The sequence below is a fragment of the Parabacteroides sp. CH2-D42-20 genome, assembly GCF_003670185.1.
Taxonomy (GTDB): domain Bacteria; phylum Bacteroidota; class Bacteroidia; order Bacteroidales; family Tannerellaceae; genus Parabacteroides; species Parabacteroides distasonis.
In genome coordinates, this window is record NZ_RAYG01000034.1 from 36,895 (window position 1) to 61,655 (window position 24,761).

A 24,761-nucleotide genomic window follows, 5' to 3' on the forward strand; every position below is an offset into this window, starting at 1 on the left:
GATGAGTAAGAGAATGGTTATATTAGGGGCCGGGGAGAGTGGCGCGGGAGCCGCTGTCTTGGCGAAGGCGAAAGGATTCGACGTGTTCGTGTCCGATAAATCGTCTATCAAACCTAAGTATAAGGAGATGCTGGACAACCACGGGATTCGTTGGGAAGAGGGACAGCATACCGAAGCCGACATCTTGAATGCCGACGAAATTGTCAAGAGCCCGGGTATTCCCGACAAGGCTCCTATCATACAGTTATTGAAGAAGCAAGGTACGCCGATCATCTCCGAGATCGAGTTTGCCGGAAGGTATACGGACTCGAAGATGATTTGCATCACGGGTAGCAACGGCAAGACGACAACGACGATGCTTACGTATCATATACTGAAAGAAGCGGGCGTGGACGTGGGCTTGGCCGGAAATGTCGGAAACAGCTTGGCGCTTCAGGTTGCGGAAGATCCACATGCGGTCTACGTGATCGAGTTGAGCAGTTTCCAACTGGATAATATGTACGACTTTAAAGCGGATATCGCTATTATATTGAATATAACACCGGATCATCTGGACCGTTATAACTATGAGATGCAGAATTATGTAGACGCTAAGTTCCGCATCTTGCAAAATCAGACGAAGGACGACGCCTTCATTTTCTGGAACGATGACCCGATCATAGCCCGTGAGATCGCCAAACGGCATCCTGAGGCTACTCTTTACCCATTCGCCGAGACATATGAGAACGGCGTGAAGGGATATACGGAAAATAATCAAGTAGTTATTGAAACGGCAAACGGAACATTTACGATGGAACAAGACCTATTGGCATTGACTGGTACGCATAACCTGTATAACTCTTTGGCTTCGGGGATAGCGTCCAAGATCGTGGACATTCATGATGAGAAAATACGTGCCTCACTCAGTGATTTCACGGGTGTTGAGCACCGTTTGGAAAAGGTGCTTCGCGTGCGTGGTGTTGATTATATCAATGACTCGAAAGCTACGAACGTAAACTCTTGTTGGTATGCCTTGCAGAGCATGACGACTCCGGTCGTTTTGATCTTAGGGGGCACGGATAAAGGGAATGATTACTCGGAGATCGAGGAATTAGTGAATAAGAAGGTACATTCATTGATTTTCATGGGTGTGGATAATACGAAACTGCATGCGTTCTTCGACGGGAAAGTGGCGAATATTGAAGATGCCCGCTCGATGGAGGAGGCTGTGGCGAAAGCTTATAAGATGGCTCATAAGGGAGATACGGTATTGCTCTCTCCTTGTTGCGCCAGCTTCGACCTGTTCAAGAGCTATGAGGATCGGGGCGATCAGTTCAAGGCTTGCGTACGTAATTTGTAATAAAGGATAAAATGGATCTGGCGAGTAAACTGTTTAAGGGCGACCGGGTGATATGGATCATCTTCATGTTCCTGTGTCTTATATCGGTGGTGGAGGTGTTCAGCGCGACCAGTACGATCGCTTATAAGAACGCGAATCACTGGGCGCCTATCGTACGGCACGCCACCTTTTTATTGGGAGGTTTCGTCATGGTATTGCTGTTACATAATATACCGTGTCGTTTCTTCTCTGCGTTTATTATATTATTGCCGGTCTCGATGTTGATGTTGATCGTGACGCCCTTTATCGGCGTGGACGCTAATGACGCACATCGATGGTTGGAAATCATGGGGATACAGTTCCAGCCTTCGGAGTTCGGGAAGCTGGCTTGTGTCGTGTTTGTCGCTTTCTTGCTCAGTAAGCGGGGGAAATTAACGGAGAACCAGATTTTTAAGTATATACTGATTGGGGTAGGACTGACCTGTGTCTTGATTCTGCCGGAGAACTTCTCTACGGCGTTTATGCTATTCGGGGTTTGTTTCCTGATGATGTTTATCGGTCAGTTGCCATTTGGTAAGTTGGCGAAGCTGGCGGGCATCTTGATGTTGGCGTTGGTATTGTTCTTGGCGTTGCTTAAGTTTACGCCAGCCGCTATTACCCAGTATTTGCCGGATCGATTCGTTACTTGGCAGGGGCGTTTGGAGCGTTTCTTCGACGGGCATAAGGATAATTTGGATGAGAGTGGTACGTATAAGATAACCGATGATAATTATCAGGTAACCCATGCGAAGATAGCTATTGCTAGGGGAGGCGTATTAGGACAGATGCCCGGACATGGCCAACAGCGTGACTTCCTGCCACAGGCGTATTCTGATTTTATCTATGCGATTATCATAGAGGAACTGGGTATCGTTGGGGGGATCTTTGTACTGTTGCTTTATATAATGCTGCTAGTGCGGGTCGGGATGATCGCCCGGAAATGTGATAAATCATTCCCGAAATTCCTAGTGTTGGGATGTGGGTTGCTGGTGGTAGTCCAAGCCTTGGCGAATATGGCGGTAGCCGTGAATTTAGTGCCCGTTACCGGGCAACCGATGCCGTTGGTGAGCCGGGGTGGTACGTCTACGCTTATATCTTGTATCTATTTCGGGATCATATTGAGCGTAAGTCGTTTTGGAGCCAATATCGGAAATGAGGATGAGGAAGAGGAGGATACGGAGAATCCAGAGAATCCTTCCGACGAGCCATCCGGAGAGACAATAAATCAGGCGGTCGAGGGAGAGAAAGAAGATAATCCGCTATCGGCTGTCGAAACGATAACTGTAGAGTCAAAAGTATGAGAAAGTACCGGATCATAATAAGTGGTGGTGGTACGGGAGGCCATATCTTCCCGGCCATATCTATCGCTAATACTTTCAAGAAACGTTTTCCGGATGCGGAAATCTTATTTGTGGGTGCGGAAGACCGCATGGAAATGGATAAGGTTCCGGCAGCCGGTTATAAAATCGTAGGTTTACCAGTGAGTGGGTTTGATCGTGCCCATTTGATGAACAACGTGAAGGTTATGGCTCGTTTAGCGAAAAGCTTGCGCTTGGCGAGGAAGACGATCCGTGAGTTCAAGCCAGATATAGCGGTCGGCGTGGGCGGTTATGCCAGTGGACCGACTTTATGGATGGCGGCTTCGCAAGGTGTTCCTGCGTTGATACAGGAACAAAACTCATATGCAGGTGTGACCAATAAGTTGTTGGCGAAGAAAGCGAGCAAGATTTGTGTCGCTTACGAGGGCATGGAGAAGTTCTTTCCGGCGGATAAGATCGTGATTACGGGAAATCCGGTGCGACAGGATTTGGAAGAGGCGCTGAGTAAGAAAGAGGAGGCGTTGGCGTTCTTCGGGCTTTCTCCGGAGAAAAAAACGATCCTTGTGGTAGGTGGTAGCCTTGGCGCACGGACGATTAACCGGAGTATTCAAGGGGATCTGGATAAGTTCTTCGCCTCGGATGTACAGGTTATTTGGCAAACCGGTAGGTATTATTACAGCGACGCTTCCAAGCATTTGAAGGCGTACCGGGGAATGCCGGTTTGGTGCTCAGACTTTATTACCCGTATGGATTATGCTTATTCAGCGGCCGATTTGGTGATATCCCGTGCGGGGGCTAGTTCTATCTCGGAACTTTGCTTATTAGGAAAACCGGTGGTCTTGGTGCCTTCGCCGAATGTGGCGGAAGATCATCAGACCAAGAATGCCTTAGCCTTGGTCCATAAGGATGCCGCCGTTATGATCGCCGATAAAGATGCGGAAAAGGATTTGGTGCCTACCGCCTTGAAGATAGTTCATGACGATGAACGTTTGCGTACGTTGAGCCGTAATATCGAGACCTTAGCGCAACGCCATAGCGCAGACCGTATCGTGGATGAGATTGTTAAGATTATAGATAAGAAATAAGGAATATGGATATAAATAAAGTGACAGCGGTGTATTTCGTAGGTGCCGGGGGCATTGGAATGAGTGCCTTGATCCGTTATTTCCTCGCTAAGGGAAAACGAGTGGGCGGATACGATAAGACCCCTTCCGATTTAACCGAGGAGTTGAAAAAGGAGGGAGCCGATATTCACTATGAGGATAATGTAGCTTTGATCGGGGAAGCGTTCAAGTCGCCCGATGATACGCTGGTGGTTTATACGCCGGCGGTCCCGGAGTCGCATACGGAATTGACCTATTTCCGGGCGCACGGTTTTGAGGTGATGAAGCGGGCACGTGTCTTGGGAGAGATCACGAAAAGCAGCCGGGGTTTATGCGTGGCGGGAACGCACGGCAAGACAACGACCTCTTCTATGCTGGCTCATTTGCTGAAACAATCGCCAGTGGATTGCAATGCTTTCCTCGGAGGAATCCTAAAGAACTACGAGAGTAATTTGATGTTGTCTGATACGAGCGACTTTACCGTGATCGAGGCGGATGAGTTCGATCGTTCTTTTCATTGGCTTACTCCTTATATGGCAGTGATTACTTCCGCAGATCCAGATCATCTGGATATTTACGGTACGGCGGAGGCTTACCGGGAGAGTTTCGAGAAATTTACCTCCTTAATTCGTCCTGATGGTTGTCTACTGATCAAGAAGGGAATCAACGTAACGCCCCGTTTACAGGAGGGTGTCAAGAAATATACCTATTCCGTTACGGAAATAGCGGACTTTTACGCTGAAAATATTCGTATTTGCGACGGAAATATTACCTTTGACTTCGTTGGTCCGGAAATCCGTATTCCTGATGTGGAATTAGGTGTTCCCGTAAAGGTTAATATAGAGAACGGGGTAGCGGCTATGGCGATCGCTTGGTTGAACGGCGTGAAACCGGAGGATTTGAAAAAGGGTATGGCTACATTTGCCGGACCTCGCCGCCGTTTCGATTTCCATTTGAAGACTGATCAAGTGGTATTGATCGATGATTATGCCCATCATCCGGCCGAATTGCGACAGAGTATCTTGTCGGTGAAGGAATTATATGCGGGTCGTAAGGTGACAGGTATTTTCCAGCCGCATCTATATACCCGTACCCGGGATTTCGCTGGTGATTTCGCCGCGAGTCTCTCTTTATTGGATGAGTTGATCTTGCTGGATATCTATCCGGCTCGTGAGGAACCGATTCCGGGGGTGAGCTCTCGGATCATTTTTGATAAGGTGACGATCCCTTCCAAGACGCTGTGTAAGAAGGAAGAGCTTTTGGACGTGGTTGCCGCCGGGAAATATGAGGTAGTATTAATGGTAGGCGCCGGCAATATCGACCGTTTGGTGGAGCCTGTAAAAGAGATTTTATGTAAACAAATAAGGAAACCGTGATCCGAATAATTTCCATAGTAGTAGCCACGTTGTTGTTCTGTTACATCGTGTTTGTGTCGTTTTTCTTTCGGGAAATACGTCAGGACTCTATTTGCCAAGATCTGCAAGTCGTGGTGAAAGACAGTCTGGATAAACACTTCGTGAGCGAGAGTGACCTTGTGTCTATACTGAAGAAAGCCGGGCTAGATCCGATCAAGCGGCCAATGGCCGACGTGAATACGGATCGGATAGAGACGGAATTGCTTAAGAATGAGATGATCGCCCAAGTGGAGGCGTATAAGACTCCTTCGGGTATTATCAAGCTAGAGGTCATGCAAAAGATGCCTATCCTCCGGATTATGGGCGTAAGAGGTAGTTATTACGTGGATAATCTGGGAACCACCATGCCGATCAGTCGTCGGTATGCCGCGCATGTGCCAATTGTGAGTGGATATGTGGAAAAAGAGCTTGCGGTGACCGACTTATACAAATTTGCATTATTTTTGCAAGAGAATGAGTTCTGGAATGACCAGATTGAACAAATCTATGTCTATCCGGATAATGATATAGAACTTATTCCAAGAGTGGGTAACCACCGGATCATGTTGGGTACTTTGGATGAATTCGAAGAAAAGCTTGCGAATTTAAAGCTTTTCTATGAACAAGCGATCCCTAAAGTGGGTTGGGAAAAGTACAGTATGATTAATTTAAAATATAAGAATCAGATTGTTTGTACTAAAAAATAGATGATATGGCATACACAGACTTTATAGCAGCTATTGACCTAGGTACCTCCCATATGGTAGGAATGGTGGGGACTAAGAATGCGACGGGCGCTCTTTCAATCATCGCCTACGAAGTTGAGAACTCCGGCACCTGCATACGAAGAGGATGTGTATATAACGTGAAGGAGACGGCGAGTAAGATAAAACGCTTGATCCTCAAGTTGGAGAATAAACTGGGGGGGACCAAGATCGGGCAGGTATATGTGGGACTGGGTGGCCAGTCACTCCGTTCTATCGAGCATACGGTTTGCAAGGTGTTGGGAACGGAAGGAGTGGTTACGGAGGAGATCATAGACTCTCTTTATCAAGAGTGTAAGGATTATCGTCCGGATATGTTGACCGTTCTTGACGTGGTTTCTCCTTCCTATTTTTTAGATGATAAACCAGAGTCCAACCCGGTGGGTGTGCCTTGTAGCCGTATCGAGGCTCGTTACAAGTTGATTGTTGGACGTCCTTCGTTGAAATTAAATATTGTCAATAGCATCTCGGAACAAGCGAAAATCGAGATCGCCGGTATTCTGGTGTCACCCCTCGCGTTGGGAGATGTTGTCTTGAGCGACAATGAGAAGGACTTGGGTTGCGCCTTGATCGGTTTCGGTGCCGGCGTGACGACGATATCTGTCTATAAGGGTGGTAAGTTGGCCAGCCTTTCCGTTGTTCCCTTTGGAGGTAATTTGATAACAAAAGATATAACCAATCTCAGGGTCGTAGAGTCTGAGGCGGAACGCTTGAAGATCACTTATGGTAGCGCGAAAGCGGACCGGGATAATGATATGACCATCCAAGTGAGTTTAGCGGATGGAATGGGCTTGCGTGAGATTAAGCTGGCCGAGTTGAACGGTGTGATCGAGGCCCGTATGGATGAGATCTTAGAGAATGTATATGCTCGTCTGGAGGCTACAGGCTTGATGAGCGTTCTCGGTGCTGGCATCGTGATTACGGGTGGAGGCGCCGCTTTGAAGAATTTACCGGCTGTTATGAGCGAACGCTTGAAGATGGAGGTTCGCTATTCAGCGGTTCGCAAGGGGGTTGTCGCTAGTGGTGATTTAGTGGTCGCCAGCAATCCCGAATATGCGGTAGCCGTCGGCCTCTTGGCGAAAGGAACTAAGAATTGCGCGTTATATATTCCTCCTAAACCGGAGCCTAAGATTGAGCCGGTGGTTGAGCCTGAACCGACAGAGGAACCGACTCCGGAACCGGAACCCGTCAAGGAGAAGCCGAAGAAAGAGAAGAAAAAAGGTCCCGGCTTGTTCGGGCGGTTGACAAAAGGAATCGATACCTTTGGTAAAACCCTCTTCGATGACGATGATAACGAGAGTAAATAACGTGATCTACGAATGTAATAAAACCGGAAGACAATGGACGATACAATATTAAATTTTAATTATCCTACGGATACTCCCAAAATCATTAAGGTGATTGGTGTTGGAGGCGGTGGCGGAAACGCTGTTACTCATATGTATAAGGAGGGCATACACGATGTTACATTCGTGTTATGTAATACGGATAATCAAGCCTTGAACCGTTCGGATGTTCCTATCAAGTTGTTGCTGGGACGTGAGATCACGCAGGGATTGGGCGCGGGAAATAAGCCGGAACGTGCGATGATGGCGGCCGAGGAGAGTCTGGACGATCTTCGAGGTATGTTGAACGACGGTACGAAGATGGTATTTATTACCGCCGGTATGGGTGGTGGTACCGGTACGGGTGCCGCTCCGGTTATCGCTCGTATCGCGAAGGATATGGGAATATTGACGGTAGGTATCGTAACCATTCCTTTCTTGTTCGAGGGTGAGCGTAAGATTATACAGGCCTTGAATGGTGTGGAGGAGATCGCGAAGAACGTGGATGCCTTATTGGTGATCAATAACGAGCGTTTGCGTGAGATTTATTCGGACCTTTCCGTGATGAACGCTTTCGGCAAGGCCGATGATACCTTGACGATCGCCGCCAAGAGTATCGCGGAGATCATTACGCTTCCGGGTATTATCAACCTCGACTTCGCCGATGTTAACACCACGATGAAAGATGGTGGTGTCGCTTTGATGAGTAATGGTTTTGGTGAAGGAGAAGGACGTGTTCGCCAAGCGGTGGAAGACGCTCTGAATTCTCCGCTATTAAGCAACAACGACGTAAAGAACGCCAAGAAAATCCTGTTCAACGTATATTTCAGCGAGGAAGCCGAGTTGCGCATGGAGGAGATGAACGACGTGCATAACTTTATGTCCGAGTTCAACCGTGATATAGAGGTTATCTGGGGTACTGCCGTGGATAATACATTAGGTAATAAAGTGAAAATGACGATCCTCGCTACTGGATTTACGATGGATGATATTCCATTGATCGCTGATAAACGCAGGAATGAAGCCGCTCAGATGACGGAAGAAGAATTGCGCTTAGAAGAAGAGCGAATCGAGAAAGAGCGTAAGGAGCGTGATTTGATTGGTAAATATTATGGTGCTTCCGCACAAAAGGTGGGTCGTTTTACCTCTCGTGCGAAAGCGGTAGTTTTGACTCAGGAAGAGTTGGACGATGATGCCTTGATCGCTTTGATAGAGGATAATCCGACTTATAACCGGGATCCGAAGATCGTAGCCCGTGCCCGTTCCAAAGTAGCGGGAGAGGATATTCAAGTATCGGCTCCGACAACGGCGAAGCAACCGGCTAACCAATCTCGCCAAGATTCTCAGCGGGGGGGTAAACAAGTGATCAGTTTCCGATAGTTAATAATATAATAAGGATATGGATTTATTTGAACAAGTCAGTGAAGACATTAAAAACGCTATGAAGGCGAAAGATAAAGTCGCCTTGGAGACATTGAGAAATGTAAAGAAATTTTTCTTGGAAGCGAAAACCGCTCCGGGAGCCAATGATACGCTGACGGATGCGGATGCCTTGAAGATCATGCAGAAGTTGGTGAAACAAGGGAAAGATTCCGCTACGATTTATGTGCAACAGGGCCGTCAAGACCTAGCGGATGTTGAGTTGGAGCAAGTAAAAGTGATTGAGAAATATTTACCTCAACAAATGTCTGCCGAGGAATTGGAGAAAGAATTGAAAGCTATTATCGCTCAAGTCGGTGCCGCTGGCCCGAAAGATATGGGTAAGGTAATGGGTGTAGCCTCAAAAGCATTGGCAGGAAGAGCCGAAGGACGGATGATTTCCGAGACGGTTAAGCGTTTACTTAATTAATTGATTCATACGAAGACCGCACTAAGGGCATTCTGACAATTACTCGTTAGAATGCCCTTGGTACGGTTTTCTCGTATATACCTTTTCCTTTGACAATTTAATTCTTTAGAAAACCATGATTACTTTTACATGTTGTCTGATAGCCCTTATCGTTGGATATTTTACGTATGGTAAATTTGTCGAGCGGGTGTTTGGCGTAGATCCCTCCCGGGTTACTCCCGCTTTCACGAAACAAGATGGTGTCGATTATATACCCTTGCCTACTTGGAAGATTTTCATGATCCAATTTTTGAATATAGCGGGTCTGGGACCTATTTTCGGCGCTATCATGGGGGCTAAATTTGGGGTAGCTTCTTTCCTTTGGATCGTATTGGGAAGTATATTTGCGGGCGCTACCCATGATTTCCTATCGGGAATGCTTTCGTTGCGGCATGATGGAGAAAGTCTTCCTGAATTGATCGGACGGTATCTGGGGAACAACTTTAAGCAATTTATGCGGGGCTTTACGGTTATCTTGATGATCTTGGTGGGTGCTGTTTTCGTAGCTGGGCCTGCGGGGTTGCTGGCTAAACTGACTCCGGAATATCTAGATGCTACGTTCTGGATTATCGTCGTATTCATTTATTATATACTGGCTACTCTATTACCTGTTGATAAGATTATCGGAAAGATCTATCCATTATTCGCCATCGCTTTGCTATTTATGGCCGTAGGTATCTTGGTTATGTTATTTATTAACCAGCCGCCGTTACCTGAGATTACGGATGGACTTAGTAATACGCATCCGGGAGGCTTGCCTATTTTTCCGATCATGTTTGTTAGTATCGCTTGTGGCGCTATCTCTGGCTTTCATGCTACCCAAAGTCCATTGATGGCCCGTTGCATGAAAAGTGAGAAATACGCCCGTCCCGTATTTTACGGAGCGATGATTACCGAAGGTATCGTAGCCTTGATCTGGGCCGCCGCCGCTACGTATTTTTTCCATAATAACGGAATGGAGGAGAACAATGCCGCTGTCGTAGTAGACAGTATCACGAAAGAGTGGCTGGGCGCTGTCGGAGGTGTATTAGCGATACTGGGTGTGATAGCAGCTCCGATTACTTCTGGCGATACGGCTTTCCGCTCGGCTCGTCTGATTGTCGCAGACTTCCTGCATATGGAGCAAAAAACGGTGGTCAAACGTCTGATGATCTGTATTCCCATGTTTATCGTTGCGATAGGAATCTTATTATATAGTCAAAAAGATAAGGATGGCTTCGATATGATCTGGCGTTATTTCGCATGGAGTAACCAGACGTTGGCAGTATTTACCCTATGGGCCTTAACCGTATATTTGGTACAAGCAAAGAAATTATATGTGATAACCTTGATTCCCGCCTTATTCATGACGGCGGTATGTTCTACCTATATTTTTGTAGCTCCGGAAGGGTTTGGTCTTTCCTCCGGTTTTTCTCAACTTTTGGGGCTACTAGTTACATTGATCGTTTTCGGGATCTTCTTAGTCTGGAAAAGAAAGAAAGTATAAAAAAGGCTGGCTTACATTTAGCCAGCCTTTTCTGTCGTTATTGTTCAAGTGAATTAAAGCACTTGTATGCCTTCCTCACGGGCTTGTTCCTCCCCGGAAGGAGTGATTAATTTATAACCCTTGCCGTGGATGTTGATGATCTCGATACCCGGATCGTCTTTCAACAATTTACGTAATTTCGTGATATAAACGTCCATGCTACGAGCGTTGAAATAGTTATCGTCTACCCAGATTGTCTTCAAGGCGTAGTTACGCTCAAGGATCTCATTTGCGTGGGCGCACAACAAACTTAATAATTCGCATTCCTTCGTGGTAAGTTTCGTAACCTTGTCGCCGATAGCCAACGTTTGTTTTTGGGTATCGAACAAGAAGTTTCCTAACTTGTAGAAAGGAATATCTTTCATCTTCTTACCTTTCACACGGCGAAGGATAGCCTCGATACGAAGCAATAGCTCTTCCATGCTAAACGGTTTTGTCAAGTAGTCATCCGCACCGATCTTGAATCCTTCCAAGATGTCTTCCTTCATAGTCTTGGCTGTAAGGAAGATAATAGGGATATCAGGATTGATAGAGCGAATTTCTTGTGCCAAGGTGAAACCATCTTTCTTTGGCATCATGACATCCAACACACAAAGATCGTATTTACCTTTGGTAAAACCTTTGTATCCGGCTTCTCCGTCAGAGAATAGGTCCGTTACATACCCTTTAGCTTGTAAGTATTCTCTTAAAAGCATTCCTAAATTCTCATCGTCTTCACAAAAGAAGATCTTTAGTTTTTCTTCCATAACTAACTTTTTATAAGAGGTAAAGTAATAATAAATTTTGTTCCAATGTTTCCGGCACCACTTTCAGCACGGATCGTACCTTTGTGGTCCTCAATAATTTTGCGTACGTAAGCGAGTCCGAGACCGAACCCTTTCACGTCATGTACGTTGCCTGTCGGTACGCGGAAGAAACGGTCGAATACCTTTTTCAGATATTCTTTCTTGATACCGATACCATTATCTTCCACGGAGATCAACAGCTTTCCGTTCTCGTTCCAAGTGCGTGCCATCAATGTAAGCGGAACTTCCGGGCGGCGGTATTTAACCGCATTGTCCATCAAGTTGAACAATACATTGGTGATATGCATTTCATCCACATATATATCCGATTCTGTAGCTTGCAGGTCTATATCCATTGTACCTCCGTACTTCTCAACCTTTAAAACGAAGGTGTTAGCCACGTTCGCTACCAAATCATTCGCGTCAATTTCTTTCAATTTAAGCGCTGCTTTCTGTCGTTCGAACAAAGACATCTGTAGCACTTTCTCGACCAAGAAGCTCAATCGCTTCGTCTCGTCGTTGATTACGCCGGATATATGCTTGAATACGTCCGGACTCTTCGTTATATCCGAATCCTTCAACATCTGGGCGGCGAGCGAGATCGTGGATACCGGTGTCTTCAACTCGTGCGTCATGTTGTTGATAAAGTCGTTTTTCATCTCGGATAACTTCTTCTGACGGAATACGATGTAAATCGTGAAGACGAAGGTTATCAACAGGATCAATGAGAATATAACCGATGGAACGATGAAAGTAATAGAGCTTGAGATATAATCCCCTTTCGTCGGAAAATAAACTCTCAGGTAGTTTAGTTTCGATGGGGGATCGTTCGGGAAAAGCACTTGGGTGATCACGTCAGAGGCGATCGGTTGCTTTTGGAATTCTCCGCTCTGGTATACTACATTTCCATCTTTGTTAATAACAGAAAACACAAACGGCAAGTTCAAACCGTTGTTAATAAATTCTGTTTTTAAGTAATTGTTCAGCTTTTTAAAATCTATACGTTCCTCGATCGGCTTTAGATTCGCGGTGTATAAGATGTTGTAAATCACCTCCTCTATCAGTCCACCTTGGTACTGGTAACGTCTTTTTAGTGTCTTCTGTAAATCTTTAGATGTGTTTACGATGCTGTTGGCAGACTGCCGTTTTGACAAGGAAGAGAGCGGCTCGAACTTATGGGCGCTAAAACTTTGCATCTCTATTTGTTGAACGGTTCCATTAGAATCCTTGATCTGTAATTGGTATTTCTCATGGTTGATCACTTGTCCTAGGCTTTGGGCATCCGGGGCATTTTGATACATGAAATTTGTCTCATCCCGGTTGATATCATCCTCGAGGTATTTACGGGTCTCATCCAATTCCAGATTCTTAGATACTTGGCGCAGGCTTCTTTTGACAGTCTCATTGAACTGTTCGCTGCGTGTCTTAAGTATAATGCTCACATAGTTTACCTGTAGGTATAATAACCCGGCGAAGGCAAAAGCCATAACTACCGCAAGCAACCAAATTGTCGACTTCCTCATATCAATATCTTTCTCTTAATATTGCAACAAATAACGTATGTTTTAGTTTAATATTTACACAAAAAAGGTAAAAATAATCCGTTTGAAATGTTAATAATGCTTTGTGGGCATAGAGGATGTATGCTAGCTAAGCATTGAAACTCCGCTGTTAATGCGCTAGTTAGCGTTATTTTATCCTAAGTTTTTTATATATTATCCTACGTAAAAACAAGTCCGGTGCGTTCTTTGTTGCGCCCGGACTTTATAAAGTCTCCACTTAGGGGATTAAAATCGATGTCCCGGAGGAGGACCCATCGGACCTCTTCCCCGTCCGCTTCTACCCGGCGTTTTCACGTCGCTGGCACTGGCTCCACCTTTGAAGATGCTGAACCGATAGATGAAGTGTACCATGAAATAACTGCCTAGCGTGTTATATTCTGAGTCTTGTATATAGCTAGCGGTAACGGAACGGGAGATATTGCTTCGTTGTTGCAGGATATCGTAGATCTTGAAACGGAGCGTCCCTTGGTTATTCTTTAAGAAAGACTTGGAGGCTGAGGCATTCCATAGGACTTCGTTCTGTTTGAATCCGTCCCCGTAGCCAGAGTTGGTAGACCAGTTCACGTCACTCTCTATCTTGAAATTGAGGGGCAGATAGATTGTCGTGTAACCGCCGGCTCCGTAATTGAAGGTGTTTTGGTTATTTTCCTTTTGCAGGGAGTTGCTGGTGGCATTGTAACGAATATTCCCGTTTACGCCCAGATCCAGATAAGAGGAGCGGAAGTCGATACCACCACGTTCGGACAATATGAGATTCCGGTTCGTATTCTTCTCCTCGTTGATATATCCGTTGCTATTAGCGAACGAGGCCATTGTCATGGAGTTGATGGAGAATTTCTTATTCTTCAAGGGGGTGTTCAACATCATACGGACGTTGCCACTATAGTTGCCATTTACGTTTTTGTAAGTGGTGGTCTTTACACCTGTCTCTTGGTTATAAGAGGTATAACTTACGATATCGTTGATGATATAACTACCGTTTGCCATGATCATGAAGGCCCGTTGTTTCTCCGGCGTGAACTGTTGGAAACGAATAAATACGTTGTTCGTATAGCGGGGATTCAAATCCGGGTTACCGATCGTGATATTCGTCGGGTCCGAGATATCCGCTACCGGTTGTAATTGAGTCATGCTCGGTTGGCTGGTACGGCCATTATACATGATACGAAGATTCGTACGCTTATCGAACATATAGTTGAATTGAGCCATCGGGGAGAGGTTGACCACCTTACGGGTTATCTTGGATAAGGTCGTGTCACCAACGAAATTCTCGCTGCTGGAATAGGATGGGTCCAGATTCAAGCCGATCGTGTAGTTGAACTTTGCCCGTTGAGACTTGAAGCTCAAGCTGGCCCGTTGGCTGATAAAGTTATTGCGATAGCTTTGGCTGTAGGCGGAATCTAATACATTATATATACCATTAGCGTCTTGGTTGTAAACATTCTTCAAGGCTTCTTGTTTCCGTTGGCTGATGCTATAAGTGGCTTGGATGAAATTATTATGCCCGATCGGTTCTACCCACGATACGTAGGCCCGGTAATTGAAACCTTTGTTGTCGTAACGTGAGCGCTGGTCGATAATGCTATTCTTCAAGGCATCAGTCTGGTTGAAATAAACGATGTCGGAACGGTTCATGCCGTCACTGTACGAATCGCTATTGCCTCCGGAAAGGGTGGCGCTGAACACACGTCCTTTGTTATTCAGCTTACGGCTGAAATCGATGCTGGCATTTAGGTTGTACCCGTTACTTTCCGAGTAATTACTGGATTTGTTGGTATTGACCGTATCCCGTTCGTTATCCAAGGTGGTAGCATCACTGAAATTGTCGTTCATGCTGTGGCTGAAGCTGAAACTCGGGCGGAAGATAAGTTGAGTCATCGTATCCGGTTTCCATTCCAAGCGAAAGTCTACGCCAAAGTTATCGCTCTTCGTACGGCTCATCGCCTCGCTATTATCATAGGAGGAACTATCTCCGGGAAGGATATTCTGCCGATCACTCTTGCTGCGAGCGTCATTGTCGGAATGGGAATAACGAGTATTTCCCCCAAGAGTTAGTTTATCCGGCTTGAATTCCTTGCTGAAGTTCAAACCTGCGTTTCCGGAAGAGGTGATACCGCTACCCGCTCCGAATCCTCCTCGTCGGCCTCCACCGCCTCCCATACCGGAGAACATTGTTGAGGCTAGATCGGAAAAGCCCATATTATTCGTGTTATTCGCTCCCCCCATGAACGTGATCTGGTCATTATTCACGAAACGATTGACCATGGCGTTGCCTTCATACCGATCTTTACTTCCGTATCCACCATATGCGTTGCCAAACCAACCTTGCTTCATGCCGGGTTTCACGGTTAGGTTGATGACGGTCTCTTCCTCTCCATCGTCGAAGCCGGTCATTTGGGCCATATCGCTTTTCTTATCAAGTACCTGTAATTTATCGATCATCTTGGCTGGAAGATTCTTGGAGGCCACTTTCGGGTCATCGGAGAAGAACTCCTTTCCGTCCACCATTACCTTTTTCACCTCTTTTCCATTGACGGTGATCTTGCCTTCGCTATCTACCTCCACACCGGGCATCTTTTTCAATAAATCCTCCAAAACGGAGCCTTCGGTTACTTTATAAGAATCCGCATTGTATTCCACAGTGTCGTTGCGAACGGTAACCTCGGGTGCCTTACCTATAACTACGGCTTCTCCCAACTCGATCGCTCCGTCGCTTAATTCAAGTTTACCTACGTTTACGGGGTTTTTCTTTCCGGTGATTTGCAAGGGTTGGTACAATGGATCGTATCCGATGAATGTGATGTGTAGTAAATAACTTCCTTTCTTTACGTTTTTCAAGGTAAAACTACCATTACGGGCGCTCACCACACCTCGTACCATGGCACTGTCTTTTACGTTCAGCAATCGTACCGTTGCTTGCTCGATGGGGGTATCACTACCTTGCTCAACGACAGATCCGGTAACATTAACACCGCTTTGTTGTGCGAAAGCCATCGGTGAAAAAAGGATCATCAACAACATCAAAAGGCACTTTCCCGATTTCATAACTATATGGATTACATTGTTTACAATTACGAAAAGATAGACAAGGTTCACTCAAAATAGTTTAATATAACTTTTATGGATTTGATATTATTAACAATCGTGCAGGCCTTTGGATTTATGGAGAGTATTCTTAGAACAAGAACATTATAAAAGGTAAATAGTCCTTCAACTTAACCCGCAATATTTTCAAGGATTGTGTAATCCGGTATTCCACGGTTTTTATAGAAACCCCCAAGGCCTCTGCGATTTGGGGATTAGATTGCTCTCCGAATCGGCTAAGTTTAAATGTCTCCCGGTAATTCTCAGGCAATTCTTCGATCGCTTTCGTGATATTCTCTGTAAGCTCGTTAACGAAATAGGTATCAGGATTCTCAAATTGATCTTTAATCTTATCATAAATCAGGCTATGTACTCGCTCATGATACAATTGCCTTTTGATCGCATTGAGGCAACGATGCTTAACAGCCATAAAAAGATAGGATTTTAGGGATATCTCTACAAATAAGGAATTTCGGTTTTCCCATATAAATAACATTAGCTCCTGAATAAGTTCTTCGGCATCCTCATCAGAAACATATTGGGAAGCATATTCGCATAGCGGCGAATAAAATTTGATAAACATCTGTTTAAAAGCGTCTTTACTTCCTAATTGTATTTGTTCAATTAAAGTAGAATCATCCATAGCACCTTCTTCATCCTTTCTTTTCTGTAAGCAAAGATATATTTTATCTTGGATATTCAAGATTAAAATTAGGGTAACCGCATCGAAATATCACTTTTAGGACATCCTTATCGCAAGATATACTTACTTTACCGATGAAGTACTACTTACTTTACTGATAAAGTATATATCCTATGGGAAAGTAAGTAGTAAAAGTCTAACGGTCTTCCGTAAAAAAAATTGATGCGGTTACCTTGGACTAAAAATGAGAAAGTTGAAAAAAATTGCTTTTTAGTTAAGGGTGTGTTCTTTCAGGATTGTCTTAGTTATAGAAACAGGTAAGAATGAAAACTGAAAATAGACATATTAATTTCCAAGAGCCGGAAGGTATGATGCTTTTACGGTATATAAAGGACACAGCTTCCAATGAGGAAAAATCTTATATTGAAGCTTGGCTGGAAGCGGATGAAAATAATAAGAGGATCTTATTGCAGACCGCCCGTATATATTATGCGAATAATGCGATGGAACGGATCGCTAGCCGAAATCCATTGATTGCCTACGAAAAGTTGGAACAACGATTAGCAAAACGGACCCGTTTATATTGGTTGAAGAGGTTCTCTGCCGCTGCGGCTTGTATAATTGCTATCATTGGGCTATCAACCTTATTTTCCCATAGAAAGGTTGATTCTGAATTTGGAGATCCTCAAATTATAACACTTCAGGCAAATGCGGGAGTCCGTACACGCTTTAATTTACCGGATGGTACTGTTGTTTATCTAAATTCGGGTAGTGTTTTATCCTATCCGATGTCTTATGACCAAAAAGAAAGAAAAGTATGTTTATCAGGAGAAGCCTATTTTAAAGTCACTCACAACGAAAAACAACCTTTTATTGTCAGTACTTCAGGAGATCAGCATAGGGTTAGAGTTTTAGGCACGGAGTTTAATATACAAGCTTATGGGGATGAGAATATAATTTCGACTACTTTAGTGACGGGCTCCGTAAATCTCGAGGTGAAGAATAAATCAGGGAATGTGAGTCATAGGACGTTACTACCATCCGAAAAAGCGATTTGCAACTTGGATAAAGAAGAAATTTCTGTGATGAAAATAAATACGATCTATGAAACCGCATGGATGGATGGCAAACTGATGTTCAAGGATACGCCTTTACCTGAGGCTTTGAAAAAATTGTCATATTACTATAATGTTGAATTTGTGATTCAGGATGCGGAGATTAAAAGCTATTGTTTAACCGGTATTTTAGATAATAGGCTGCTATCTCAGACACTAGACTATTTGAGAATATCTTCAAATATTGATTATCGTATAGAAGATATGAAGACAGATGACAGCAAAGGTACTAACCGTACTCGAGTTATACTTTGGAAAGGAAAATAAAGAAAAATGTATAACAATTAAATAATATGGGCCTATGGAATAAAAGAACAAGAAAGTAGACTTGGTCTATCTAAAAAACATACGGGAAAATGTTACCAGCATCTTCCCATATGAAACAATTTGATAGAAGGTCTTTAAACCGACTAAGAAATTTATTTTTTAATCTTAAATCAATTACAAAAATATGATGAATAATTTATATTTCCAACTTGATGGAGATAAATCAGCGTTTGTCAGGTTGGTATCTAAAATATCAAGAATTATGAAGTTGACCTTATTTCTTGTATGTTTATCAATTAGTATGTCATTTGCTATGACAACAAATGCTCAAAATGCTTCTCTTTCATTGAAAATGCTTGATCAATCAATAAAAGAAGTCTTGGAAGAGATTGAAAGTCGAACAGATCTCCATTTCTTTTACAACGGTAAATTAGTTGATGTCAATCAATTGATCTCTGTTGATGTAAAGGAAAAAGATGTCTTTACTACGCTAGATCATATATTTAAGAATTCAAATATAAAATATAAGGTTGTAGGAAAGGATATTATCCTGTCTGTAAAGGGAACAGGGCAAGAATCAGGACAAGATAAAAAGACGATCATTGGTACGGTTGTAGATGAAAAAGGCCTACCGATTATTGGAGCGAATGTTGTGGAAAAAGGGACTACGAATGGGACTATCACCGATATAGATGGAAAGTTTTCTATAAGTTTGGGAGAAAATGCAGTGTTGGTCGTTTCTTTTATTGGTTTTAATGCGCAAGATGTTTTGGTTGGAGATGAATTAAATCAGACCATTACATTGAAAGAAGATACTCAAGCCTTGGAAGAGATTGTGGTCGTAGGTTATGGAGTTAGTAAGAAATCTCATTTAACCGGTTCTGTGGGTTCTATTAAAATGGATGAAGATGTAGTGGGGCGTCCATCAGTAGAAGTTGGACAGTCCTTATATGGAAAAATTGCGGGTGTGCAGGTAATAGGAGGTTCTGGGCAACCTGGAAGTTCATCTTCCATACAAATTAGAGGAATTAATTCGATCTCTGCTAGCAGTTCGCCACTGGTGGTGATAGATGGAGTCGCTGTACCGGATTATGATATGAATTTGATAAACAATGCGGATATAGAATCTATTGAGATATTAAAAGATGCTTCGTCCTCTGCGATTTATGGATCTCGTGGAGCAAATGGCGTAGTCTTGATCACAACTAAAAGTGGAAAAACGGAGAAGCCCAAAGTTAATATTAATTACTTATTTGGTGTTCAGAAGCTGATGAAAAAAATAGATGTGATGAACAGTGCGGAATACGCTCAAGCTTATATGGATGCGGCGCAGAATGGATGGGTTGATAAAGGGGGAGATCCAAATGCTCCTAATACTATAGAAGCACGTAAAGAATATAAATATACATGGCCTGAAGCATTTGAGCACCCTGAAACATTGTATGATACAGATTGGCAGGATGTAGTGTTTGATGCGGCTCCAATGCATAAGCTAGATGCGAATATTTCTGGAAAATCCGAGAAGTCGGATTACTTGATATCGGCGGGCTATGTTAATCAAGCAGGAATTATGTTGGATTCAGATTATAGGAAGTATTCTTTGAGCTTGAAGCTAAACACTCATATAAATAAGTATTTAGATGTAGGCGGTAGCATGAGCCTTAATTATGGCGATGAAAAAGAGGTTTACTGGCGAACCGCAGAGTGGGCAGTTCAATATCCTTCAATATTCCCTGTATATACGAAAGATGGCTTTCTTGGCTGTAATTCATATCTTCCTGGATTTGAGAATTATAATACGATCCTTTTTAGACCTAATATGGGACATCCTTTGTATATGCAGAATAATGACGCAAATCGATATACATTGAATACGATAGGAAGTGCCTATGTTTCATTAAATATATTGCCAGGATTGAAGTTTAAATCGTCATTTAATTATTATTTGAAAAGAATTGACTATAGTAATTATGAGGCGAAGGATCATGATTTAGGAGAGGCTTATTATACTCCCGGTCAAATGACGGTTGATCAGTCTAGAAAATGGAATTATACATTTCAAAATTTGATGACGTATGATAAATCATGGAAGGATCATGAATTATCATTTTTGTTGGGGTTTGAATATAATAAGAATGATTATTATCAAACAAGTCAAGCAAGAAGAGATTATGATAATGATTTATTGCATGCGTTAAGTGCGGGAAAAACAATATTGTCATCTAGTGATGTAATTACCAAGAATACATTGATATCTTATTTCGCAAGAATAAACTATAACTATAAAGGCAGATATATGCTTTCTGTAGCATTTCGGCGAGATGGATCATCCCGTTTTGCCCCTAATAATAAATGGGGTAATTTTCCCTCTGTTTCTTTAGGTTGGTTAGTTTCTGAGGAAGATTTTATGAAGAAAGTAGACTGGATTAATATGCTTAAGTTACGTACTAGTTATGGATTGACAGGAAATGATAATTTCGATGATTATGTTTGGATCGCAAAATTGAAACAGGCTAAGATCGCTTTTGGGAATAATTTGACAACCTCATATTATCCTTCTAATATAACTAATCCTGATTTGAAATGGGAAAGAACACAACAATTTAATGTGGGATTGGATTGGGGTATTTTGAAAAGCCGTATACAATTAGGATTAGATTATTACTACTCAACATCCGATGGCTTGCTGTTGGATGTGCCAGTTCCTGCGGTGACAGGTTTTTCTTCCATATTTACGAATATCGGGAAGTTGGAAAATAAAGGAGTTGAATTTAATATATCTACTTATAATGTTGATAATAAAAACTTTTCATGGAATACAAATTTCAATATATCAAAAAATAAGAATAAGATATTGGAGCTTGGTCCTGATAATGCACCAATGGTTTTTACTCCAGATAGTTATGGTGGAATGCAAAAAATAAATATGGTAGGTCACTCTGTATTTAATTTTTATGGATATAAATATGATGGAGTTTATATGAACCAAAAGGAAATTGATAATGATCCTGCTCATTATGAAACGGCGAAGCCCGGTGATGGACGATATATGGATGTCAATAAGGATGGCATACTTAATGCGGATGATAGGACACTTATAGGAGATCCCAATCCAAAATTCATATGGGGACTTACCAATAATTTTAAATATAAGAATTTTGATTTAAGTATCCTTTTGCAAGGTGCTCATGATTTTGCTATATATGATGATAATGCGCACCGTTCATTAATGTACCATGAAGGACGAAACTTTTTGGAAGAGGTCACGGATAGATGGCGTTCTGAGGAAAATCCCGGAGATGGTTATCATTATCGATTATCGGTAGATCTAGGTGAATATGAGAAAAGACCATCAAGTTTGTGGGTTGACCATGCATCTTATTTTCGATTGAAGAGCATAACTTTTGGGTATACACTTCCTGATAATATTGTAAAAAAAATGAATATGCAATTTGTGAGGCTGTATTTTAATGGCTTGAATTTGTTTACAGTAACTAATACTGATGTATGGGATCCTGAATCATTTAGAGGCGATGCCTCCGATGCTTCGGCTAGAGGTGTTATGGGTAATATTTATCCATCTTCTAAAGTCTTTTCGTTTGGAGTCAATGTCGGATTTTAAATAATGAAATAATGAAAAACTATATATTATTGATAGTAATGGCTGTTATGGTCTCTTGTAGTGATCAATTAGAGCTTTATCCTGAGACTAATTTGACAGAAGGCAATTATTATAATACAGAAGATGAGTTATTATTAGCTGCAAATGATGTGTATAGACAGTTATGCCGCATCTATGATGCTAATGGTATTCCGGATTTGTACGGTGAGCGATTCTCTGATAATGCATGTGTGATATTTACTGATGGCGCAAATTCTTATACGGAAGATATTGTCCTTCATCAAATAAAATCAGATAATGGGACTATATTAACCGCATGGAGGACTGCATATAATGCTATATCTATAATAAATGATATTTTAGATAGATTGGAGAATACATCTGTATCCTTCTCTTCTGATGAACTTTTGAATCGAATAAAAGCAGAAGCTCTTTTTGTCCGATCATTAATCTATTACAATTTAATACAGGCCTTTGGAGATGTACCGTTTCCTCTGAAGGTGGTCTCGGTTTCGGAGAGTTATTCCTACTTGCGTGAGGATAAAAAGGAAATATACTCCCATATCATATCTGATTTATTGTCTTGTAAAGAACATTTACCCGAAGTTTATCAAGGTAAAGACATAGGAAGAATAACTACCTATGCGGCATCTTCTATATTGGCTAAAATTTATTTGACTATTGGTGAAAAGGATTTGGCGAAAATAGAATTGAAAAGGATTGTCGATTCAGGGAAATATAGTTTAGACTCTAATAATGATGGAGTTGTAGATGTCAAGGATTATGAGTATTTGTTTTTGCCAGATACAAAGAATTGTAGGGAATCGATATTGGAAATACAATATTTATCTGGGGTAGACAATGTGAATGCCCAACATCAAAATCAGTATACTCCTTTCTTGTGGTCTTTTCATCTGCCAGGCTCTTCAGAGACTTTTCGTGGAGGTGGAAAAAATACACCAAGTAAAGATCTTATAAGTGAATACGAAGAAAATGACCCTCGAAAGGAAATATCTATTATTTTTGGATATCAGGATGAGGGAGCAAATATTTGGGTTGATCATCCATATACGAATAAGTTTTATGATCCTAATTGGCAAAACCCAGGTCAAAATTTTGAGATCATTCGTTATGCGGATATTTTGTTGTTATATTCAGAAGTGACAGGTGATGCTTCATACTTAAATCAAGTTCGTGCTAGAGTCGGTCTTTCTCCATTTGGTAGTGATTTGTATCCTAAAAACTATAATACTTTGGCTCTGGCTGTAGAACATGAAAGGAGAGTTGAACTGGCATTTGAATTTCATCGTTTTTTTGATTTAGTTAGGAATGGACGTGCTTTAGAAGTCTTCAATGGTAAAGGTTTTAACTTATCAGAGAATGATATACAGTTCCCTATTCCTTTGGTTGAAATAGATATTAATCCCGCATTAAATCAAAATCCGGGTTATTGATTTAAATAGAGAAGATATGAGAAAAAAATGTTTAAGTTCGTTTTTATTTTTAGGAGGACTATCGGTTTTTGAAGGTTTTACATTTGCGCAAGAAAAACCTAATATAGTGGTTTTTGTGGCCGATGATGCAGGGATGGATTTTGGATGTTATGGAAATCCTTCTATTAAGACTCCAAATATTGATGAGATAGCACGTCATGGAGTGCGATTTCAAAAAGCTTTTTTAACATCTCCACAGTCTAGTCCATCTCGAACTAGTATGATGACAGGAATGTTTGCGCATGCGATTGGGACTGAAGATCTGCATATGCAATTAAGTGATACAACGCATATGATGCCTTATTATTTTAAGAAGGCTGGCTATTTTACGGGTTCAATGTTGAAAACTCATTGGGGACCGAATGGAGATAAGCAGTTTGATCGGATGATCTCAGGTTCGTATCTTCCTAATGGTGGAGATTTATCAGACGAGTCATTTAGGAATTATGAGCAGTTTATTGATGATAGTGGTGATCGTCCTTTTTTCCTCTGGATAGGTTTTCATGATTGTCATAGACCTTATTTTCGTGATGTATGTCCTCAAGAGAATGAGCCTTCAAAGGTGGTAGTACCTCCTTATTTGGTAGATGGTGAAGATACTCGGCGTGACTTGGCTGATTATTACGACGAAATTACACGGATGGATGGGCATATTGGCCGAATGATCTCAGTTTTAGAAAGGAAACATCTTATGGAAAATACGGTTATTGTGTTCTTGAGTGATAATGGTATGCCTTTCCCTCGTTGCAAAGGATCTTTGTATGATTCTGGTATACAAACTCCTTTGGTGTTTATGTGGAAAGGTGTGATTCCTGAGAATAAAGTACATTCAAATGGACTGGTTAGCACTGTGGACTTGGCTGCTACATTATTGGACTTTGCGGCTGTAAGAATGGATGAGGGAGTTTATAGTCGGAGTTTTCGTCAGCTATTATTTGATCCATCATTGAGAGGTCGGGATTATATATTCTCAGAGCGAAATTGGCATGATACGGATGAGTATATCCGATGTATCCGTACAGAGGATATTAAACTTATTTATAATGCGTATTATGATATACCACACGGTACTACGATGGATCTAAGTTCAAGTTTGAGTTGGTTTGAGTTAAAACGTAATCAGCGAAATGGAATTTTGAAACCCGAACAATCTCAGATATTTGTAGCTCCAAGAGCGATGGTTGAGATTTATGATTTGAAGAAAGATCCGAATGAGTTGGAGAATGTGGCAGATCGTCTTCCTTATGCTATTGACTGTAAGAAATGGGCGAAATTGCTTGTTGATTGGCAGAAAGAGACAAGAGATCATCCTTGGTGGAAACGGCGTAGGCCTGACCAAAATGATAGAATTACGGGATTCCCTTTATTTCCAAGAGTAGATTTTTGGGTGGATTAGTGAAGCACTGCTTTTGTGTTTTGATAAATTATTGTGTCTTATGGGAGGTGTGTCGTAATGCACGATGCACCTTCTTTTTTATTCATTACTATACCACTCGGTTCATTTTCTTTAAGCTG

Annotated in this window: 17 protein-coding genes; 13 read left to right on the top strand and 4 right to left on the bottom strand. The window is 42.3% G+C overall.

Translation table 11 applies throughout. The features are described 5' to 3' along the window. The first annotated feature begins 1 nt into the window (after window position 1). From murD to D7V92_RS18415, 9 genes are all read left to right on the top strand, one after another. On the top strand, window positions 2–1,339 hold the full coding sequence (gene murD, locus D7V92_RS18375; protein WP_121773469.1) for a UDP-N-acetylmuramoyl-L-alanine--D-glutamate ligase: 1,338 nt from the start codon (window positions 2–4) through the stop codon (window positions 1,337–1,339). 11 nt (window positions 1,340–1,350) lie between these two features. Then, entirely contained in the window at window positions 1,351–2,658 is a 1,308-nt protein-coding gene (locus D7V92_RS18380; protein ID WP_009276485.1) for an FtsW/RodA/SpoVE family cell cycle protein, read from the top strand. After that, on the top strand, window positions 2,655–3,761 hold the full coding sequence (gene murG / locus D7V92_RS18385; protein WP_008773833.1) for an undecaprenyldiphospho-muramoylpentapeptide beta-N-acetylglucosaminyltransferase: 1,107 nt from the start codon (window positions 2,655–2,657) through the stop codon (window positions 3,759–3,761). The genes D7V92_RS18380 and murG overlap by 4 nt, the downstream gene beginning before the upstream one ends. A 5-nt stretch (window positions 3,762–3,766) precedes the next feature. Further along, the gene (murC, locus tag D7V92_RS18390; protein WP_005861375.1) at window positions 3,767–5,155 is read left to right on the top strand and encodes a UDP-N-acetylmuramate--L-alanine ligase; all 1,389 of its coding nucleotides are present in this window, start codon (window positions 3,767–3,769) and stop codon (window positions 5,153–5,155) included. Beyond that, complete coding sequence (locus D7V92_RS18395; RefSeq protein ID WP_005861378.1) at window positions 5,152–5,880, top strand: cell division protein FtsQ/DivIB; 729 nt, start codon at window positions 5,152–5,154, stop codon at window positions 5,878–5,880. Before murC ends, D7V92_RS18395 begins: the two co-directional genes overlap by 4 nt. A gap of 5 nt (window positions 5,881–5,885) precedes the next feature. Continuing rightward, window positions 5,886–7,244 carry a cell division protein FtsA gene (ftsA, locus tag D7V92_RS18400; protein ID WP_121773470.1) on the top strand — a complete coding sequence of 453 codons (1,359 nt, stop codon included), beginning with the start codon at window positions 5,886–5,888 and terminating at the stop codon, window positions 7,242–7,244. 33 nt (window positions 7,245–7,277) lie between these two features. After that, window positions 7,278–8,642, top strand: coding sequence for a cell division protein FtsZ (gene ftsZ / locus D7V92_RS18405; RefSeq protein ID WP_009276488.1), 1,365 nt, complete (start codon window positions 7,278–7,280; stop codon window positions 8,640–8,642). A gap of 19 nt (window positions 8,643–8,661) precedes the next feature. Beyond that, window positions 8,662–9,111: a GatB/YqeY domain-containing protein gene (locus D7V92_RS18410; RefSeq protein ID WP_005861384.1), complete on the top strand. Its 450-nt coding sequence runs from the start codon at window positions 8,662–8,664 to the stop codon at window positions 9,109–9,111. A 115-nt stretch (window positions 9,112–9,226) separates the two neighbouring features. Continuing rightward, the gene (locus D7V92_RS18415; RefSeq protein ID WP_008773831.1) at window positions 9,227–10,636 is read left to right on the top strand and encodes a carbon starvation protein A; all 1,410 of its coding nucleotides are present in this window, start codon (window positions 9,227–9,229) and stop codon (window positions 10,634–10,636) included. Window positions 10,637–10,689: 53 nt separating this feature from the next. On the opposite strand, the gene D7V92_RS18420 is transcribed toward D7V92_RS18415, so the two are convergent. The 4 genes from D7V92_RS18420 to D7V92_RS18435 all read right to left on the bottom strand — a co-directional run bounded on the left by D7V92_RS18420 (window position 10,690) and on the right by D7V92_RS18435 (window position 16,749). Continuing rightward, window positions 10,690–11,421 carry a response regulator transcription factor gene (locus D7V92_RS18420; protein WP_005861388.1) on the bottom strand — a complete coding sequence of 244 codons (732 nt, stop codon included), beginning with the start codon at window positions 11,419–11,421 and terminating at the stop codon, window positions 10,690–10,692. A gap of 2 nt (window positions 11,422–11,423) precedes the next feature. Then, on the bottom strand, window positions 11,424–12,983 hold the full coding sequence (locus tag D7V92_RS18425) for a sensor histidine kinase KdpD (RefSeq protein ID WP_005861390.1): 1,560 nt from the start codon (window positions 12,981–12,983) through the stop codon (window positions 11,424–11,426). A gap of 264 nt (window positions 12,984–13,247) precedes the next feature. Then, window positions 13,248–16,067, bottom strand: coding sequence for a TonB-dependent receptor (locus tag D7V92_RS18430; RefSeq protein ID WP_121773471.1), 2,820 nt, complete (start codon window positions 16,065–16,067; stop codon window positions 13,248–13,250). A gap of 130 nt (window positions 16,068–16,197) precedes the next feature. Continuing rightward, window positions 16,198–16,749 carry an RNA polymerase sigma-70 factor gene (locus D7V92_RS18435; protein WP_008773829.1) on the bottom strand — a complete coding sequence of 184 codons (552 nt, stop codon included), beginning with the start codon at window positions 16,747–16,749 and terminating at the stop codon, window positions 16,198–16,200. Window positions 16,750–17,072: 323 nt separating this feature from the next. Here D7V92_RS18435 and D7V92_RS18440 point away from each other — a divergent pair, with 323 nt between their 5' ends. The 4 genes from D7V92_RS18440 to D7V92_RS18455 all read left to right on the top strand — a co-directional run bounded on the left by D7V92_RS18440 (window position 17,073) and on the right by D7V92_RS18455 (window position 24,642). Beyond that, a complete protein-coding gene (locus D7V92_RS18440) occupies window positions 17,073–18,131 on the top strand; it encodes a FecR family protein (protein ID WP_121773472.1) in 1,059 nt (352 codons plus the stop codon). A gap of 184 nt (window positions 18,132–18,315) precedes the next feature. After that, a complete protein-coding gene (locus D7V92_RS18445) occupies window positions 18,316–21,753 on the top strand; it encodes a TonB-dependent receptor (RefSeq protein ID WP_121773473.1) in 3,438 nt (1,145 codons plus the stop codon). An 11-nt stretch (window positions 21,754–21,764) separates the two neighbouring features. Next, window positions 21,765–23,207: a RagB/SusD family nutrient uptake outer membrane protein gene (locus D7V92_RS18450; RefSeq protein WP_121773474.1), complete on the top strand. Its 1,443-nt coding sequence runs from the start codon at window positions 21,765–21,767 to the stop codon at window positions 23,205–23,207. Between the two features lie 16 nt (window positions 23,208–23,223). Next, a complete protein-coding gene (locus D7V92_RS18455) occupies window positions 23,224–24,642 on the top strand; it encodes a sulfatase (RefSeq protein ID WP_121773475.1) in 1,419 nt (472 codons plus the stop codon). Window positions 24,643–24,761 lie beyond the last annotated feature (119 nt).